This window comes from Candidatus Pristimantibacillus lignocellulolyticus, from assembly GCA_023639215.1.
In the GTDB taxonomy this organism is placed as follows: Bacteria; Bacillota; Bacilli; order Paenibacillales; family Paenibacillaceae; genus Pristimantibacillus; species Pristimantibacillus lignocellulolyticus.
In genome coordinates, this window is the sequence record CP097899.1 from 121,101 (window position 1) to 140,786 (window position 19,686).

Here is a 19,686-nt window from a genome sequence, read left to right on the forward strand (position 1 = left end):
CCAACAGCGTACATTCCGTGCTTCCCGTCACTAGCTTCATGCCATCTTCTTGGTGCTGACAAGCGGCTGGCCGATTGTGTCGTTTTGCTTACTGTTCAATTAATCTCTTAGGAGTGAATATATGAAGAAGGTTATGTTTGTTGATGATGAGATTTTAATTCGTGAACATATTCGAGATTATGTTGATTGGGATAAAGAGGGTTTTATTTATTGTGGTGACGCTTCTGACGGTGAGATGGCTCTGCCGCTCATTGAAAAGTGGCGACCTGATATTTTGATAACTGACATCAAAATGCCATTTATGGATGGTATACAATTAAGTAAAATCGTTCGTCAAAGACTACCTAATACTAAGATTGTTATTCTTAGCGGGCATGATGAATTTGACTATGCTAGAACTGCTCTAAGAATTGGTGTAGAGGAATACTTACTTAAGCCCCTTGGATCAAACGATCTTATTAAGCTATTACAAAATGTCAGTCGCAAAATTGATCAAGAACGCCAGGCTAATAAAAATGTTCCTTTTGTGAAGGAAAAATTAATGAGTGATCTATGTGGTGGATTAATCTCGATTTCTGATGCAGCAGAAGCTGCCAATGCATTATCTTTATCTCTTTTCGTAAGATATTATGCGGTTATCGTTTGGGACGTACGCTATCTAGAACCGACAGCTAACCTTGATTCATCAATCATTTACCAAACAGATGATATTATGGAATCTGCCAAAACGACTTACAACAGTTGTTGGTCATTCAAGAGAAGTAAGTCAGAGTATGTATGGATTCTTTATAGTGAAAATGAAACTCAACTACAATCCAACATTGAACATATTAGAACTAATACCTACACGCAACTGAATGCTCTACTATCACCTACAGTTATGTTAGGCATTGGAACGGTACAGGATCGACTACAAGGCATCCATACTTCCTTCCTAGAGGCAGAAGAAGACCGTAACTTAAAGCGATATTCACAAAGCAATAAACATGCATTATGGAACGCCGCTAACGGTGCAACTAACCAAATGATTCTACTTGACCGAGCTAGTTTCCATAACTTTCTAAAAGTAGGACGATCTGCCGATTTACAGTCATTTCTGAAAACCTTTACATCAACAGTTCTTACACTAGAATGGCAGTCTTCGCTATATGGCTATTATTTAATTAACGATTTAACACTTGAAACACTTCAATGGTCAAAAGAAACGTTTCGTTCTGCAGCTGCTGAGGTAACAGAAATGCTTATTACATCAATGCAACAAAAAATAAGAGCAATTGAAGATATGTCGCAATGTGAAGAGTATCTTATTATTCTTATCGAGCAAATTTGGAAATGGCGATCAGAATCAACAGATCGATACGGGGACTTAATTTATAAAGTTAAGATGTTTATTGAACAAAACTATGCTAACGACATGGTCTCATTGCAAGACGCTGCCGAACACGTCAGTATAAGCCCAAGTCACCTTAGTAAAATTTTCAGTCAAGAATCAGGAAGCACCTTTATTGAATATCTAACGTTAACTCGTATTATGAAAGCAAAGGAATTACTTCATACGACATCTGATAAAAGTTATGAAATCTCATTCAAAGTTGGCTACAATGATCCACATTACTTCTCTAATTTGTTCAAAAAGATGACAGGCATGACCCCTAGAGATTTTCGTCGTCAAAGTAGTACCACTACTTCACTAAAGTCAGGTGAGTTTCATGATTAAGATCAGCGATTCTAATATGAAAACCATAAATATTATGACCACATCAGCAGCTACTATCGTTGTGATTTGTGCATTTATGTTACTTATTGGTTGTAGCAAATCAGATCCAGTTAAAGAGAAGCCACTCACTTCAGACATGATTAGTGAACAAACTAATAGTCAATACACATTTGGAATTATATATCCAATGGCACATCCTTTCTACGAGATGATTACACAAAACGCTCAGAAAACTGCTGATTCATTAGGTAGTAAGTTGATCGTCAAAGCTCCTGATGAAGCTAATCTAGAGCAACAAATACGGATGATGGAAACAATGATTAAGCAAGAAGTTGACGCAATAGCCATCGCACCGATTGACGCTGAAGCATTGGCACCAACGATAAAGAAAGCAATTTCGAAAGGTATCTCAATTATTTGTTTCGAATCCGACTGTCCCAATACTGGACGATCCACATATATTGGTAGCGATAATGAACAAGCGGGTATTGAGCTAGGACGTGTCATTACCGAGAAACTGAGCGGCAAAGGAATGATTCTAGTTCAAATCGGAATGAGTAGCATGTCAAGTATAGAACAGCGCCTAAGAGCGATGACTAACTATCTTGAACAGCAATCAGAAATTCAAATTTTAGATGTACGTGCACATGAAGGAAGCAGTGAGCTAGCTTTATCTGATTTGGAAGAGATGATTGATAACCACCCTCACTTCGATGCGTATATCGCGATGGACCCTGTATCGATTTCGGAGGCAGTATTAGTGTGGAAAGCGATGGGACTGAACAGGCACGCGATTGCATTTGGAATGACGCATGAAGTTAGGGAAGCGATGATTAATGGCCAAATTACAACAATTGTATATGGTAACGAGCAATTGTGGGGTGATCGTATCATCCAGTCATTACTTAAAGCTGTCACAACTGAACCGTTAAATAACTTAGAGATATTAGATATTGCAACTGTGACAAAAACTGAAATCGATCTACTTCCAGAATTCTAATTAAGTTTAACCAAAAAGAAGCGAAGAGGAGTATTACATTCCTCTTCGCTTCTTTTGTATCACACTTATGCTTATCCACGCTTATTGCTACCGGTAATAACCAACTCATCTACATAAGGCGCAACTCGATTCATCAATCGGCGACCTTTGTGATGTTCTTCACCATCTTTATTCGTAAAACTGAAATGACTTTCAAGATTATCTAATCGATAATTCGATGTGTAGAACGTCGGTTTACGATCCATCCGGTAGTTGAGAATAGCACCAAGTACATGATCTCGCGCCCATGGATTTAGATTCTCTGCACCTATATCATCAAAAACGAGTAGATCAGTTTCTTTCATCAAATCTACTGTTTCTTTCAGCTTAGCAGGCTCATGCATTAATACTTTCAAATCTTCAACGAAATCTGGCATATAGACAATAACACCAGAGTAGCCGGATTTGGCTAACTCTTGCAATGCATAACACATTAGATACGTTTTTCCTACACCAAAGTCACCTGCAAGAAAAAGTCCTTTATGGGAAAGACCTTCTGCTTTTGTTCGATCAATATATTTCAACAAAGAGCCTACAACTTTTGCTCTTTCTAAATCTTTGCCTAAAATTTCGTCAGCGGAATACTGACGTTTTAAAGCTTTATCATCGATATAGAAACTGCGAATTCGATTACGAACTAATTCCTCATGCTGAGATGCTCTTAGCTTCTTACATCCTACTTTTCTATCAATAAGATGAGTTTCACCGTTAATTTCTTCAGTTTGTAGTAATGTATAGTGTCCTGTAAAATCATTCGGACAAAGATCAAGCCCAGGACATTGACTACAATTACGATACTCAGTAACATACTGATGTACTCGATTCAAATTGACTTTAATGGCATAATCGGTGATATTCGGATTCTTTTCTCTCAAAGCGATCACAAGTGGATCTTGCATTAGTTCCGCTTGTTTCTGCTGAGCTAATCGAAGCATGTCTTGTCCGCTCGGCCAAGCTTTTAGTAGATCTCCTAGAGATTCCATCTGATTCACCTCTTTCTTATCGCATTAAGGTTGCTGATCGAATTTACGAGCTAATTGACGAAGTTCTTCAAGCTCTTCTGCTGAAATTTGACCATTCGCAACTTGCTCATTACTGATCGTTGGTATGACTGGTTTTTGTCTGTTCGTACTTCTACCTCGATTATTTCCGTAACTTGTTGGACGATTAGCCGTAGCTTGATTGCTTCGTCCAATACTACTGCTTGATTGATAAGAATCTTCTTTACGGCGCACAATATCTTTCTCAAGTTGATCTTGGTCCCGAACGTATTGTACAGCTTTCTCGTAACTATCGATTCCTTTCATCAACATATTCGACGCAATCGAATCTAGATATGCTTTCGTCACTCTACCGGAATCATTCATACCGATGCCATAATGTATCAATACATTAATAACTGGTGGCGCTAATTTATAATGAAGATCAATACGTTCAAATACATTCAATATCCAATCTGGAACTGAACCAGGGAAATATCTCTTCAAAAATTGAATATGTGGCTCATTGCGCATTAGTGCATTGTACTGATTAATATCACAATAATTAGCAAGCAACTTCGGAACTGGCAAGAAGAACTGCTCGTCCACATCGAATTCTGGTTCATCATGTTGTTCATTCGATTGATGTTCTTGTGTTTGTTCATCTTGATACATCGTAGTTTGAGCAAGCTTTCTATCTCGTGCTTCCTCATGCTTCTTATCTTGACGGAAAAATTGAACAGCTAAACGTTGTAACTGATCAAAATCTAGTTCTCCACTAATATCAAATACACCATCTTCATCTAAAAGACGGGATACTTGTGTTATAGCAAGTTCATACTTATAAGCTACATAATTAATTTGAGCAAGTTGCTCTGGATGAGTCCTTAATTGCTCTACAAAATAACGATTATTAGAATTTCGCGGGAAACGAATTGAAATCTCAGAATAAGAATAACCCGCTGATGCATTTTGAATGACTGGTCCAGTTGCTCTAGCAGGTGCAACCTCTAACAATGCTTGATCCAGTTCATCGTCGACAATATGAGCATTAAGCTTAAATATTTCATAGAAAGGTACTGATATATTAACCTTTGTTTCTTGACCAACACTTACTTCCTCTGGTAGTGGAGCATACATTTGCTCACGAATATCAATAACGGCATATTTGCCTAATTTATCACGTAACAACATCGTTAAATGAATATTTTCGAAAAATTCATTAGGAGGTAATGGACAAGCAAGCTCATATTCATATATATAATCATCTTGCTCTTCTTTCATAAATCTTGAACTTTGCAGCAGACCAATGGCTTCTAGCTTTGAAAGCTGTTCAAGTAAATATGTTCGGCTCTTATCATTGAGTGCAAGTCCTAAGCCTAGAAGCAATCTACGATGAGGCTCTATTGGAGAGTATCCTGTCTTTCCTTCCGGTACAATCATACATAATTGCTCATAAAGTGAAATAGCAAACGCACCGACTAAAGGTTTATAAATTAATGAAAGCATCCGATAATCTACTGTACTTAATGAGAAATCACGATAACAATAATATTGGTGATGCTCTGTAAATTCAAATAAATGCTGGATCCGCATTAAATCGACTCCATCCCTGACAATCTTCCTTCTATTCTATCATAAAACTACTTCTTTCGTATGTTCGAAAAACTGGGTTCTCTATATATATTTCTCCAAATCGTGAAAGACATACTATCACCGCAAAGACACTATTTTTATGGTCTATTGCATCTTTTTCGCTATATCTCGCTGCATTAACACTATTTTTAAGGTATATCCTCTATTAAAAACAAAACCCCCTCAAAAATGAGGGGGATAATGATTAGAACATTCTAAATCCGCTTTTGCGAAGAGCTCTCATCGTTGTGCCACTTAATAATGCACCCGCAATAGCTCCAATAACAGGAATGAAGTCGATCACTGTATAGTTACTGATGACATCAATTAGTTTCTCATCATTGCCACCCCAAGGCGCCCATATAGCTAGCACGATAATGATTGCGATAATAAAATATGTTGGAAACCATGTCGTTTTCACAAGCATATTTATTACAAAGCCAATACCAAATGCCATTACTAGAAAAAGCATAGTCGCTATTATAATTTGAAGCACAGTAAATGTCCTCCTTCAAGAGATATGTATTATATGTAATATTACTGTCATTAGTGTAAAGAATGATCACATGAAAGTCAATTAGGACAAGGTTTTTGTCACAAGTATGACATTTGCTCCTTTACCATTGATTAGGCTACAATAACAGTATAACTTAACCATAATCGAAAAGGAGTACTATATACGATGAGTGAAGTAGCACAAACGCTTGAGGGTTGGTATGCATTGCATGATTTCCGTACTATTGATTGGACAGCATGGAGATTGGCTGATGAAGGTGAACGCAGTAAAGCGATTGCAGAATTGAACGAATTTCTAGCACAATGGTCATCAGTAAGTGAAGCTCGTACCGGCAGCACTGTTGTATATTCTATTGTAGGTCAAAAAGCTGATCTTGTGTTTATGCATTTGCGTGAAACACTTGAAGATTTAAATGAAATTGAAACGGCATTCAATAAAACAAGCTTCGCTTCATTTACATATAGTGTTTATTCTTATGTAAGCGTTGTTGAGCTAAGTAACTATATGGGACATTCTACAGGCGACCCTATGGATAATCCTGAACTAGCTGCTCGCTTGAAGCCTGCGCTACCAAATGCGAAACACATTTGCTTCTATCCAATGAACAAACTCCGCAGTGGTGCAGATAATTGGTATATGCTTAGTATGGACGAGCGTAAAACTCTTATGCGTAGCCATGGTATGATTGGTCGTACTTACGCTGGTAAAGTTAAACAAATTATTACCGGTTCTGTTGGCTTTGATAATTGGGAATGGGGCGTTACATTATTTGCTGATGATCCACTACAATTCAAGAAACTTGTATATGAAATGCGTTTTGATGAAGTAAGTGCGCGCTATGGCGAGTTCGGTGACTTCTATGTTGGGAATCAACTAGACACAGACAAGTGGCAAGCTTTACTCTCCATTTAAGAGAGGTAGTTCATAAAGCGGACTTTGATAACGATGTTTGACTTCGTAGGTTATTCGACATCGAAGATGAAGCGAACTTGGGAAGTCTAGCGTAAGCTTACGATGTATGTTTCTTAAAGAAACATTGTAGGTACGCGTGTACCAATAACGTACACTTGCGTTTCCTCCTTCCTCAAGTAACGCTTCATCTTCTCGGCTCTGAAAGCCCGCTTTTTGAACCTTCATTGGAATTTGGTAGTTCATAAAGCTACACACATAATATTACACAAGCAGACCAAACAGTCGTAACGCTGTCTGGTCTGCTTTTTTGATGCAACATTTTACATATCCCTATCGTTTTAATGGTAATTACTACCTATTAAAACAATTGGGAGGAAATCATGAAGCGATTATTTCTTATTATTAGCTTACTGTTACTCTTATTACTCATCGGATGTTCGAAACAATTAAATCTTAATAATAGCGCACAAGAGTACTTAACCGACAATTCATTTTTGGCCCAGAAAATCGCTTGGGATAGTCTTACTGAAGGAGAAGTTAAATCAATTCTCCCACAGGCGATGGTGACTGTTGCAAAAGTAGAAACCTCAACGATTCCTCTACAAATCGAAAATACGAATCCAACAAATGTATATAAAGTAACGTATAGCACTATAATGGATGCGCTGTTAGGTCCGATTGGGATCTACGTAGATGTTGAAACTGCTGAGATTGTTGGATATGATGTTAGGCATTAAGTCCATAGAAACAAAAAGATGAGTAGTCTAATGACTACTCATCTTTTTCATCTTCCTCATCTAAAGCAGCAAGTTCAGCTTGTAGAGCTGCGATTCGCTTCTCTTCAAGATATTGCGCTGTCGCCGCGTCTCGAGCGCGGCCTTTATCTTTCAATCGCTCAATCGCAGGTTGAATGAGCAAATCAACTTCTTTTTGCACCGTATAGGATAGATCATGACGCATTTGCGATTCAAGATAAGATCCTACTTCCATTAATGCGTTATAACGATCTAACTCATCTCGAGTTAATAACCCTCTAACTTGCACACTACAATGTCTCATTATAGAAATTTCCCTTTTTTCAACACAAGTGGCACGCCACCGATAATAAATAAGTAACGAATATCTATCATTTTTTTCAACCAAGCAGCTTTACGTCCTCTGTACTTTTTACCGAACGCAAGGCCAATCGCTTCTCCCTTACCAAGTGAAGCAACAGTACCTTTATTGCTGAATTCGAATGTTTTCATGTTTTGATTACGAATCGAAGCTACAAGATTGTGTGCACAGACAACACCTTGTTGCATCGCAATTTGTGCTGTTGGTGGATAAGGACGACCTTCCTCATTGAACATTAATGAATTGTCGCCTAGCACGTAAATATTTTCTGTACCTGGACTACGTAAATATTCATCCACTTTCACACGGCCACGCATCGTTTCAAAACCAGCTTCTTCGATAAGACGATTCCCGCGAATACCACCAGTCCAAATAACGGTTGCAGACTTGATTTCTTCGCCTTCGCCAACGACTACACCTTCTGATGTACACTCTTTGATAGCTGTACCAATACGGAACGTAACACCTTTCTTACGAAGCACTTCCATTCCATATTCAACTAACTCCGGATCAAATCCAGGTAATGCTGTTGGAGCCGCCTCTACATTGTAGATTTTCACAAGTGTAGGGTCGACATCATAGAACTTGCAAAGTTCTGGTATGCGATCGGATAATTCACCAACAAATTCGATTCCAGTAAATCCAGCACCACCAACAACAAATGTTAAGTAATCAAGGCGATGTGGTTCACGTTTGTATCGAGCAAATTGATATTCAATATGTTCACGAATAAGGCGAACAGAGTTGATACTACGAATGTTCATAGCATTTTCTGCTAAACCAGGTATACCAAATGTTTCTGGCTCCCCACCAAGACCGATAACTAAGTAGTCATATGAAAGTGTGCCGTCCTCTAAAATAACTTTTTTATCTTGAGGTCGAATTTGCACGACAGTAGATTTAACAAAATCAATTTTGAACTCATCTATTAATCGAGAAATATTCACTCGAGCATTTTCAGGTTTATCCGTCCCTGCTGCAGGCATGTGCAGATGCGTAGTGAAATAGTGATAGTCATGTTTATTAACAAGAGTAACATCAGCTTCATTATAATTAAGTTCTTTTTGTAGACGTAACGCGGTAAGGATACCACCATATCCTGCACCGAGGATTACTATTTTCGGTATGTTACTCATCGTAGAATCCCATCCATTCCATTATCTGTATTTAGTATGCTCCACTATATGTGCATGTTCGACATTTTCTATTTGTTCTGTTGTCGACATCAATTAACTAATAGTTCTAACTTATGATTACATAAGCTTAGTCTTCCACATATGTAAAAAATAACACAGTCGTTTGTTGTGTTATGAAAAAAATCATATATAGGTAAAAGCTAACTCTAATACGTATCTATTTATTATTTTCAACGCAAGATATAAGAGTCGTTATGCTTCCATTTGTTATATACATCAGACATATTACAGAGTTTCATAACAATTTTCAAGAGCACATTATACGAAAAAGTTCGGCATAGTGCACAATTCCGTGAAGTTCATTTTCATAACCTCATTCCTTTATTCGCGAATTTTGCTTATAATAAGAAAGAATATGAAAAATAGATATATGGAGGTAAATCATGACTAATACAGCAAGTCAAACAGATGCAGTAGATATATTAATCATCGGCGGTGGTCCAGCTGGTATGTTTGCCGCTTTTTATGGCGGTATGCGTCACGCATCTGTGAAAATAATTGAAAGTATGCCTCAGTTAGGTGGTCAATTGGCTGCCCTATATCCTGAGAAATATATCTACGATATTGCAGGCTTCCCTAAAGTAACTGCTCAAGAAATCGTTGATCGTCTTAAAGAACAACTTTCTCTATTTACTCAAGAAGTATGTTTGGAAGAAAAAGTTACTAATGTGAAGAAGCTTGATGAGCGTCTTTTCGAAGTAACAACAGATCGTGGAACACATTTAGCTAAATCAGTTATTATTACTGCTGGCGTAGGTGCATTCTCTCCTCGCCGCCTTGAACTTGATAATGCTATGAAGTTCGAAAAAACGAACTTGCATTATTTCGTTGGAGATCTTCAACGATTCAAAGATCAAAATGTACTTATAAGTGGTGGCGGTGATTCTGCAGTTGACTGGTCTCTAATGCTTGAGCCAATCGCAAAAAGCGTAACGCTTGTTCACCGTCGTGATAAATTCAGAGCACATGAGCATAGTGTAGAACAATTAATGAACTCATCTGTTAAAATAATTACACCTACTGAAATCACTGCACTTACAGGTGACGAAAGTATCACTAGCGTAACGCTAACCGATGTGAAAACAAATGAAACGACTGAAATTCCTGTTGATGCAGTCATCGTTAACTTCGGTTTCATTTCTTCACTAGGTCCGATTGCTGAGTGGGGTATCGAAATCGAAAAAGGATCCATTCTAGTTGATACACGAATGGAAACTAATATTCCAGGTATTTTCGCTGCAGGAGATATTACAACTTACCCAGGGAAATTAAAACTTATTGCTGTTGGTTTTGGTGAAGCTCCTACTGCGATTAACAACGCAAAAGTATATGTTGATCCGACTGCTAAGCTTTCTCCAGGTCATAGTAGTAATATGAAATTATAAACAAAAGGTCGCAGTTTCCACTTTCGTAGAAACTGCGACCTTTTTACTACTGAATCTATAGTTATCTATTTGGCTTATCTACCAACAAGATGAAGTGCAATGTATAATTAGTACGAAGAAATGGTAATGTTGTTGCTACGCTGAATACTGTTGTTCTGGAAGAATAATCCCTCGTAGTTGTAGTTCAAATGCAAGCATTTGAATAAATTCACGGTCACATTGATAGTGTATCGCTTGAAGATACGTATCAATCAATAATTCATTTGAAAGCAATTTCACTAAAACCACCTCCCAAAATTTGGATTAGTTTTATCCTACCATTTCATACCATATCCGACAATAGTCGCTATTATCAACAATATATTGTGGATATGTTGTTGATTGTTTGTGTATATCAGTCAAATTATCCCTATTCTCGCATGGGATAATGTGGATACAGTTATCCACAGCCTATTAATCTAGTAAATTCATAAAAAACTTTAATAGCTATTAATTTTTCATTAATTTTATATATCAGTCTATTAACCTACTAATTAGGACTAGTATTCACTTCAAAGATCCAAATTTTCCCTCTTTGATCAATACCATAATCATAGCCAAGATGCGTTAAACCAGGGAATCGTTGCTCTAGTACAGACGTACACAATCGAGTAAGATGTTTCATATCACCTATTATTTGAGATACTGCGCCCGCTCCTAATGTTTGTTTTATTGCTATATTGTAGTCAAGCTTACGTCCACCTTTGCTTAGATTTGTAATAGCATAGCCTGGTCCCGCGACTCTAGCGAGAATGACTCGATAGTTCCAAACTCCATCATCTATACAGTATTTCACACGATAATCTACGGGAGATCCGTCTATTCGTAATAAGTCAATTCCTTGTTGAATGATATACGCTCGTTTTAATTTTTTACTTGCTAGACCTCGTACTAATGCCTCATAACTTGTCACCTTATACTTTTTACTGTCCACCTTATAACTATACCCACCATTTATTTTTGTTACTTGAATAACACCCTTACCTAGACTTCCTTTAATTGGTTTCACAAATACCATACGATATCTATTTAACATTTCATTTAAATTTGAAGCGTTATAGGTCTTAGTATTTGGAATATGAGGTGCAATTTGTGGATGAGCAGCTAATGCATTTTGCTTTAACAATTTGCTCGATACTTTTCGACCCGGATGCCATGTCATGGTACATCCATCTCCTTTCGAATCCATCTGACATTTGTAACGCCAGTACTTATCTATTGTATGTTAATCAAGCTATTATTCTTGTGCAGATGTACCGCAAAGAAGATAGAATTATAGTATTTAATAAAAAAACGTATGTATAGGTTTTATCTTCCCGCCCTAGCAGAATGATATAACCTATACATACGTCGCTTCTTTTATTTCTGTTGTTCGAGTGCTGCCTTCAACTTATCAGCTAGACTATTACCTATCGATGGCTGCTCTTGATTATATTGCTTCATCAAGCGCTGTGTTTCCTGTTTATTCATTTTCCCACTAGCTTTATCATCTAGTTTCTCAATAACATTACAAGGACGACATTGCGCATATTTTCCTGCCTTACCATCATGTAACTCCATTTTTTTACGGCATTGCGGACAACGCTTATTAATTTTCAGCGGTTCAGCATGACGCTTATATGAACATTCACGATTAGAACATACATAACGTTTTCCTTGCTTACCTTTTACTTCAAGTAATGGTTCGCTACAATCAGGACATTTGGAACCTGTCATATTATGCGGCTTGTACTGCTTGCTCTCAGTTTTCACCTTATTGACCCATTGCTCGGCTTGAGCTCTAATCTGCTTCATAAATTGTTTCGCATCACCTTTGCCACGCGAAATAGCTTCTAACTGTTGTTCCCACTGTGAAGTTAACTGTGGACTTTTCAGTTCATCGACGACAAGTTCAATTAATTGTTTCCCCTTCTGTGTAGGATACAAACTATGACCTCTACGTTCAATGGTCTCAGTTGAGAGTAGCTTTTCAATGATATCCGCCCGTGTAGCTGGAGTTCCTAGACCATGTTTTTCCATAATCGAAAGTAATGATGCTTCTGTATATCGTGACGGTGGCGTCGTCATACAATCCTTCAAACTAGATGATTTCAATTGTACTTGTTGCCCTTTTTGTAGTGCAGGCAATAAAGATATATCTTCTTCCTGCTCATCTCCATCTTTCGTTACGGTGTATACTGCTCGCCAACCTTTATCCTTCTCAACTCGGCCTTTGGCATAGAATGTATGTTTTCCAATCGTAAGTTCAACACTCGTCTCATCATAGCGATATGGGGCACAGAATAATGCAATAAATCGGCGGACAATGAGATCATAAAGCTTTCGTTCATCTGTACTTAAATTTTGTAATTGGACAAATTGATCCGTTGGAATGATGGCATGATGATCACTAACTTTACTATCATCTACAATTCGTTTCGTTACTTGTAATGGTTTTCGTAATAACGCCGATGCTACTTCACGATATGGACCAATCGCAACTCGCTCCAAACGATCCTTCAATGTAGATGCCATATCACTAGTTAAATGTCTGGAATCGGTACGTGGATACGTTACCAACTTATGCTGCTCATATAACTTTTGTAATACATTAGAAGTTTGCTTGGCTGAGAAGCCTAACTTTTTGTTCGCATCTCGTTGTAGTTCAGTAAGATCATAAGCAAGTGGATGCAGTTCTTGCTTCTCCGTAACTTTTATATGACTTACTTGAGCGGTCTTAGCGTCCTTAACAGCACGCAATTGCTGATCTGCTTCAGCTTTATCCCATATCTTACCGTCATGTCCTTGCCCAGCTCTCCATGTCGCGGTAAAGCCTGCCGCCGCCGTTTGCAATAACCAGTACGGTTTCGCTTGGAAACCTGTTATTTCTTGTTCTCGTTCCATTAGAATTGACAACGTAGGCGTTTGAACCCGGCCCGCTGCTAATTGCGCATTGTATTTACATGTCAAAGCACGAGTCATATTAAGACCGATAATCCAATCTGCTTCTGCTCGGCAAACGGCTGATTTATAAAGATCATTGTATTGTGATCCAGGCTTCAAATTACGGAAACCTTCTTTAATCGCTTGATCCGTTTGCGAAGAAATCCATAGACGTGTGAAGGGCTTCTTCCAATGAATAAGTTCCATAATCCAGCGAGCAACAAGCTCCCCTTCACGTCCTGCGTCAGTAGCGATTACGAGTTGCGATAGATCATTACGCTTACTTAATGCTTGAATCGCTTTGAATTGATGTGAAGTTTCTTTCATTACACGAATATTCATCTTAGCAGGTAGCAGAGGTAGATCCTCTAACTCCCATGTTTTATATTTTTTATCATATGCTTCAGGTTCAGCTAACTCAACCAGATGACCCAATGCCCAAGTTACGACATAATTAGGTCCTTCCATATAGTTCTTATGTTTCGTTGTACAACCAAGAACTCGAGCAATTTCCTTCGCTACACTTGGTTTTTCTGCTAATACTAGTGATTTCATTTCCTATTGCTCCAATCTATTAACATATGGTCACAACATAACATACATCGGAAATTCAATCAATCTGTGGAGCGAAGTAGCGGAGCATTCGTGTGCATATGCGTTGTATGACATTATGTAAGTTCAAGAAAAAACCACATGGAGTTGTTGTACTCGAATGTGGTAGGTGTTGCTCAGTTTCCCATTTATATTCACCAATCCATCGGAAAACCATTCCCTTCCCATGATTACCCACTATGAACTTCGAAACAAAAATAGCCAAATGCCAAATCTTCAATTGTTAACTCCATTATATGAATCGCCCTTTGCTGCAGTTTGGGAATCAATTCGTCCAGAAATTCCTCATAGCGTTGCAATATGGTGTGGTATGTCGCAGTATCATTATATTTGCATAATGGAGAAAGGATTGTTCCGTATCTATACTCTTCATCACTCATCTGGAATTTGCTCTTACCTACACAATCTTCAATATGTTTTAATTCGTTATCTATACCAAATTCAACTCTGCATTCCAAATACAACATGTAATCATCGAATTCAATTTGTCGATCCTTCCTCTCGTTTATATAGAAAGGATTGAATCTAATATATTGAGTAGTCGCGTTGGAATTAATGATTTGATTGATTAAATATTTCAAATCTGAAAGCGTAGGATAATGTCTACTTAAGCCATTATTATAAATAGTATGATCATGAACGATACCGTTAATGATCCCTTCTTTCTTCTCGATTATTTCCATTTTATTACTCCTATTCTTTGATAAATTAAACTCCCATGTCTTTCCATTATAACAATACTTTTTGTAGTTAATTTAAAATAATAAATAGAGAAAGTCGCTTGAAGTTTAGGTAGCGAGAAACATAGCTCAGACTTCATTTCATCTTCGCCGCCGAATACGCTACGTTAGCGTTATGGCGTAATCACAAGCCAACATTTTGAACATCATCTAGACAAGCACCTAATTTTTGTGGGGCAAATTAACTACAATCTAGGTATATATCGGAGTCAAACTAGGTGTTGAACGTATATATTACTAATAGGACTTTAACTAACTAAAGAAAGTAGTGAATGCAGTGCAACATGGATCAGCAAGACGATCATCACGACGGTTGCTGGCCATATCAGACATTCATGGACAAAGACAAGGATTTCTATCCTTACTAGAAGCTGCACAATACGATCCTCATAGGGATCAGCTTGTAATATTAGGTGATTATATTGAAGCGGGTGAGCCAATTACGTGGCGATTGATCGATCTTGTTCACCAACTTGTAGACAAAGGTGCAATTGCTTTACCAGGTAATCATGAACTGAAACTAGCTACATTAAGACGCGGTAGTACGGCACATCGCTTGCGCTATTTGAGATTTATCCGGCAACTACCTAGTTATTATATGGAGAATGGCTATTTATTCGTTCATGCTGGGGTTCGACCTGGTTTACAGCTTCAATTGCATCCGTTACGTGAGTTAACTGAAATTAGAGAGTCGTTTACTCGACATCCACTTTCGACACTCCGCAACAAGCTCGATACTGATGTTGGAGGTACTGCTGGACAACGAATTGTATTTGGTCATACTCCCACATTCAAATTAGGCGTAAACCCTGGCTCCTTGTTCGTTGATGATTGTAGGATTGGCATTGATACTGGGGCGAAGCATGGCTATAAGCTTTCCTTAGTTGATCTGACCAATGGTCTTTGCTATAGCTGTTCGACGAATGAGGAATATCGTGCGAGTGATGTTCATGTTTATCATGTACCAGGTGTTCGTAATCGCTAATCAATTCAATATAGAAATCTGCTTTGTCGTATCTGATTGGCCTCTTTCATTACAGTTCCTCCTCAAGTAGGAACCATAAGAGGGTATCTCCCTGTTAAGCGCTTCGTTGTGCTTAACAGGGAGATACCCTTATTTTTGTCATATACGATTTAGCCCTTGTTTGCACCTGAGGTCAATCCTTCGACTAAAAATCGCTGTAAAAATATAAATAGTAGTGTTACTGGTAAAGCGACTAACACTGCGCCTGCAGCAAATAAAGTAAATTCCGTAGAATTACGCTGATTCACCATACGGAATAATCCTACTGCAAGTGTTCTTTGTTCCTCTGTCCGTAAGATGAGATCTGCAAATATAAAATCGACAAAGCAACCATTAAAAATCATTAGACTCGCATAGGTTAGCATTGGCTTAGATAAAGGAATCATAATAGTTACAAACATTTTTAGATGTCCTGCCCCATCAATCCTTGCAGCATCCTCAATACTTTTTGGAATAGTATCAAAAAAACCTTTAGCGACAAACATATTAGTAATAATGGCACCACTGCTATATACAAGAACTAGCGCCCCATGTGAATTGAGCAATCCCATCGTATTAAGCAACACATATATCGCGATCATTGCCATAAAACCAGGAAACATTTGCAGTACAAGCATCGTTGTAAGTGCGATCTTTCTGCCCTTAAAGCGATATCTTGAGATCGTATATGCTGAGATAAGTAGCAATAACGTGCCAAGGAACGTAGACATTATCGCTATTTTAAAAGTATTCATAAACCAAAGAGGATAGCTTGTGTTACTGAATAAATTTCTGTAGTGCTCTAAGGTCATTTCTCGAGGAATCAATGTATCGCTAAATAAGCTGTTTCCAGTCTTTAACGAAGACATCACAATCCAAAAAGCTGGAAATAAACTAATTACACTCATTAGTATAAGCAGTATATAACTTAAACCTGCCTTTGCCCTGATCGATGCCATTGTTCTCATGATAGCATATCCTCCTCTTTATACGATTTGGTTCTTCTATAACTCCAAATTGAAAAGGAAGCAACCAGCACGAAAATAACGATACCGATAACAGATGCGAAGCTGTATTGAGATTGATTAAGAGCTAGCTTGAATAACCACGTAACGAGCAAATCAGTATGCCCTGCATACTGATAATTAACATTGACAGGATCACCATTCGTAAGTAAGAATATAACGTTAAAGCTGTTAATATTACCAGCAAATTGCATAATGAGTACAGGAGCAGTAGCAAATAGTACCATTGGTAATGTAATTAAGCGAAACTTTTGTAAGGATCCTGCTCCGTCTACTTCTGCCGCTTCATACAAATCACGAGGAATTGTAGTTAACACGCCGATAGCTAAAATCATTGTCACCGGAATTCCAAGCCACATATTACAGATAATTACGGTAACTTTAGCCCAAAATGGATCAGTTAACCACGGTAAACCCTCGAGTCCTAAGTTCTTCAAATAATTGTTTATGGGTCCAAACTGATTGTTAAACATATTACGCATAACGAGTAATGAAATCATACTTGGAATAGCAAAAGGAACAATTAATAGTGTACGCCACAGTTTTTTGAAGCGAATGACAGGTTGTTGAATTAGGACCGCTGTAAATACTCCACCTACATACGTCGTCAAAGTTGCAATTATCGCCCATATTAATGTCCAACTAAGCACGCCTCCAAATGTTTTACTCCATACGTCCAAGTTGATCATTTTAACAAAATTGTCAAACCCAACCCAATCGACTAAATTAGCAGGGGGTAAAATCGGATCTGCATAATTCGTAAAAGCAAGCAGAATTGAAAAAATAATAGGAAGAATACTTAAAAATAAAACTGAAATGGCAGGTACAAATAAAATAAAGTAAGCAAAATATTTTCGATTCACTGTTTGCAGTGAGTGTATGAAATGATTAGGAGTATGCCCCTGGTCGCGTAACAAACCGACCAGGTAAGCATCTCGAACATTAAAAACATATATTATAAGAAAAACAAGCAATGCACATAATGCAATAAGTCCATCAATCATCATGAAAATGGAGTGATCTCCTGCTACTAATTGCGTAAGTTTCCCCACCTTAGCCATACGGCTAGGCTCAGTTCCGAGTGTAATTAACCCCTTCAAGTAATCCATTAAGTGAAATAGGATGCCATAAAGAGCAGCGGTGTGCAGGCCGATTAACAATAATCCCTTTATGAACTGTCGATTGTAAATCTGTCCGACGCCCATAAATAGAATTGAAAGTATACTAGCTCCCATTTTTTTCTGCATGAAACCAACCACCTAATTTTTATTTCGAGTCAATATCAGTTTTTATCGTTGTAACGGCTTGATCAAGCAATTGCTTCACATCTTTGCTTTCATCATCCCATGCTGCAATAAATACAGCTCTCAATGGCTCCCATACAGCGTTAATTTCAGATACAGAGGGCATAGGTATTGAGTATTGGAACTGCTCAAAGAATCCACTAATAATTGGGTCATTCTTAATTGCTGGATCCTCACCCGCTTCAATATTTGCTGGAATTGCTCCTGTCATCTCATAGTTTTTCAATTGATTTTCTTTATTACTTGCAAAATTCGCAAATAGTCTAGCCGCTATAGGATAGTCAGAATATGAGTTGACATAATAGGACTTCACTCCTGAGAATGACGTAGATGGATTACCATCAGGAGTTTTAGGAAGTGGAACTACACCAATATTAACCTGATCTTTGAAAGCTGCTATTGACCATGGCCCATCTATGTTAAACGCTAACTTACCTTCTTGGAATAATTGAGCCTTAACATCGTAAGTAACATCTCCTGCATTCATTGGCAGAATTGGTTTTAGACTTTGTAAAAACTTAAATCCTTCCACTGTCCCATCATTATTTAGCCCTATATCAGTTATATCTGAATTCTCATTACCAAAGACATATCCTCCAAAGCTACCAATGAATGGATAAGAGTAATAACCTACAAACTCCCACATAATCGCATACTTATTTTGTTTTGGATCATTATAAGTATTTGCAAAAGCAATAATCTCCTCCCATGTCGTAGGAGGGTCTGTCACTAAATCCTTGTTATAGAATAGTGCATAGGTCTCAACTGACTTCGGATATCCATAAAGTACACCGTCGTAGGAAGAAGCCTTAACTGCTGCATCAACCATCGAATTACGTGTTTCTTCCTCGTACAAATCGTTAGGTAGTAGCAAACCTGCCTTAACTGCCAATCCAATTTGATCATGTGGCATTGTTAACACATCACCCGCTAGTTTGGAAGGTCCATCCGTTGCCAAACGACTACCTTGATCGCCTCCTGCTACCTCTTCAAGTGTTACAGGAATGCCATACTCTGCTTCAAATGCTTCCGCCAATTGTTTCATGTAAGGCATTTGCTCCCTCGCTTCCCATACAACTAGCTTTGCTCCTTCTTCTGGCTTAATCTCCTCATCAACATCTGAGTTTGCATTTGAATTACTTTCTACATTGTTCGGTTGACCATTGCCACCACCTTGATTTACTGGTGGATTGTTACCACTGTTGCTACAAGCAGTTACCATCATAGCTAATACTAGAAAAAGTAAAGCTGTACCCCATAATTTTTCTTTTAACTTCTTTTGCATGACCCATCTCTCCTTAAAATAAAGTTGGAAAAACTTTACCTCGTCCAAATACAAAAAGGGCACAACCCTCTTTGCACTAAGTGCCGAGGTTGTACCCGTAATAGGTAACATTGCCTTTAGATTTTATCTAGCAATTATTCTTTATTTGTCTTAGCCACATCATACTGTAACAATAAAAGCGTTTGCAAACGTCGTTTTCAACTAAATTCACACAAAAACAAACGATTTTTCTACAAAATACCATTTTTTCTTTCTGTAG

The 19,686-nt window shown here is 37.9% G+C and carries 18 protein-coding genes; 6 read left to right on the forward strand and 12 right to left on the reverse strand.

Annotated features, from left to right (window positions below):
• Positions 1–121: 121 nt before the first annotated feature.
• Both NAG76_00490 and NAG76_00495 read left to right on the forward strand, forming a co-directional pair.
• Complete coding sequence (locus NAG76_00490; protein ID URN94774.1) at positions 122–1,717, forward strand: response regulator; 1,596 nt, start codon at positions 122–124, stop codon at positions 1,715–1,717.
• Positions 1,710–2,717 (forward strand): substrate-binding domain-containing protein, encoded by a 1,008-nt coding sequence (locus NAG76_00495; protein URN94775.1) that lies wholly within the window; start codon positions 1,710–1,712, stop codon positions 2,715–2,717. Before NAG76_00490 ends, NAG76_00495 begins: the two co-directional genes overlap by 8 nt.
• A 71-nt stretch (positions 2,718–2,788) precedes the next feature.
• Here NAG76_00495 and NAG76_00500 read toward each other — a convergent pair whose 3' ends face one another.
• From NAG76_00500 to NAG76_00510, 3 genes are all read right to left on the reverse strand, one after another.
• The gene (locus NAG76_00500) at positions 2,789–3,739 is read right to left on the reverse strand and encodes an ATP-binding protein (protein URN94776.1); all 951 of its coding nucleotides are present in this window, start codon (positions 3,737–3,739) and stop codon (positions 2,789–2,791) included.
• A 24-nt stretch (positions 3,740–3,763) separates the two neighbouring features.
• Positions 3,764–5,332: a DnaD domain protein gene (locus NAG76_00505; GenBank protein ID URN94777.1), complete on the reverse strand. Its 1,569-nt coding sequence runs from the start codon at positions 5,330–5,332 to the stop codon at positions 3,764–3,766.
• 244 nt (positions 5,333–5,576) lie between these two features.
• Positions 5,577–5,867 carry a YuiB family protein gene (locus NAG76_00510; protein ID URN94778.1) on the reverse strand — a complete coding sequence of 97 codons (291 nt, stop codon included), beginning with the start codon at positions 5,865–5,867 and terminating at the stop codon, positions 5,577–5,579.
• A gap of 186 nt (positions 5,868–6,053) precedes the next feature.
• Here NAG76_00510 and NAG76_00515 point away from each other — a divergent pair, with 186 nt between their 5' ends.
• Together NAG76_00515 and NAG76_00520 are read left to right on the forward strand one after the other, a co-directional pair.
• A complete protein-coding gene (locus NAG76_00515; protein ID URN94779.1) occupies positions 6,054–6,800 on the forward strand; it encodes a heme-dependent peroxidase in 747 nt (248 codons plus the stop codon).
• Between the two features lie 380 nt (positions 6,801–7,180).
• Complete coding sequence (locus NAG76_00520; GenBank protein ID URN94780.1) at positions 7,181–7,537, forward strand: hypothetical protein; 357 nt, start codon at positions 7,181–7,183, stop codon at positions 7,535–7,537.
• A gap of 34 nt (positions 7,538–7,571) precedes the next feature.
• Here NAG76_00520 and NAG76_00525 read toward each other — a convergent pair whose 3' ends face one another.
• Positions 7,572–7,859: a hypothetical protein gene (locus NAG76_00525; protein ID URN94781.1), complete on the reverse strand. Its 288-nt coding sequence runs from the start codon at positions 7,857–7,859 to the stop codon at positions 7,572–7,574.
• A complete protein-coding gene (locus tag NAG76_00530; protein ID URN94782.1) occupies positions 7,859–9,052 on the reverse strand; it encodes an NAD(P)/FAD-dependent oxidoreductase in 1,194 nt (397 codons plus the stop codon). The genes NAG76_00525 and NAG76_00530 overlap by 1 nt, the downstream gene beginning before the upstream one ends.
• Positions 9,053–9,495: 443 nt before the next feature.
• Here NAG76_00530 and NAG76_00535 point away from each other — a divergent pair, with 443 nt between their 5' ends.
• On the forward strand, positions 9,496–10,497 hold the full coding sequence (locus tag NAG76_00535) for an NAD(P)/FAD-dependent oxidoreductase (protein URN94783.1): 1,002 nt from the start codon (positions 9,496–9,498) through the stop codon (positions 10,495–10,497).
• Positions 10,498–10,632: 135 nt separating this feature from the next.
• Here the strand turns inward: NAG76_00535 and NAG76_00540 are convergent, their stop codons facing one another.
• From NAG76_00540 to NAG76_00555, 4 genes are all read right to left on the reverse strand, one after another.
• Positions 10,633–10,776 (reverse strand): sporulation histidine kinase inhibitor Sda, encoded by a 144-nt coding sequence (locus tag NAG76_00540; protein ID URN94784.1) that lies wholly within the window; start codon positions 10,774–10,776, stop codon positions 10,633–10,635.
• Between the two features lie 250 nt (positions 10,777–11,026).
• Complete coding sequence (locus tag NAG76_00545; protein ID URN94785.1) at positions 11,027–11,698, reverse strand: YheC/YheD family protein; 672 nt, start codon at positions 11,696–11,698, stop codon at positions 11,027–11,029.
• A 197-nt stretch (positions 11,699–11,895) separates the two neighbouring features.
• Positions 11,896–14,013 carry a DNA topoisomerase III gene (locus tag NAG76_00550; GenBank protein ID URN94786.1) on the reverse strand — a complete coding sequence of 706 codons (2,118 nt, stop codon included), beginning with the start codon at positions 14,011–14,013 and terminating at the stop codon, positions 11,896–11,898.
• A gap of 227 nt (positions 14,014–14,240) precedes the next feature.
• A complete protein-coding gene (locus NAG76_00555; protein URN94787.1) occupies positions 14,241–14,753 on the reverse strand; it encodes a hypothetical protein in 513 nt (170 codons plus the stop codon).
• A 334-nt stretch (positions 14,754–15,087) separates the two neighbouring features.
• Here NAG76_00555 and NAG76_00560 point away from each other — a divergent pair, with 334 nt between their 5' ends.
• Entirely contained in the window at positions 15,088–15,795 is a 708-nt protein-coding gene (locus NAG76_00560; protein ID URN94788.1) for a metallophosphoesterase, read from the forward strand.
• 149 nt (positions 15,796–15,944) lie between these two features.
• Here the strand turns inward: NAG76_00560 and NAG76_00565 are convergent, their stop codons facing one another.
• The 3 genes from NAG76_00565 to NAG76_00575 are packed head-to-tail and all read right to left on the reverse strand — an operon-like array spanning position 15,945 to position 19,427.
• Complete coding sequence (locus NAG76_00565; protein ID URN94789.1) at positions 15,945–16,781, reverse strand: sugar ABC transporter permease; 837 nt, start codon at positions 16,779–16,781, stop codon at positions 15,945–15,947.
• Positions 16,778–18,085 (reverse strand): sugar ABC transporter permease, encoded by a 1,308-nt coding sequence (locus NAG76_00570; GenBank protein ID URN94790.1) that lies wholly within the window; start codon positions 18,083–18,085, stop codon positions 16,778–16,780. Before NAG76_00570 ends, NAG76_00565 begins: the two co-directional genes overlap by 4 nt.
• Positions 18,086–18,104: 19 nt before the next feature.
• On the reverse strand, positions 18,105–19,427 hold the full coding sequence (locus tag NAG76_00575) for a maltose ABC transporter substrate-binding protein (protein URN94791.1): 1,323 nt from the start codon (positions 19,425–19,427) through the stop codon (positions 18,105–18,107).
• Positions 19,428–19,686 lie beyond the last annotated feature (259 nt).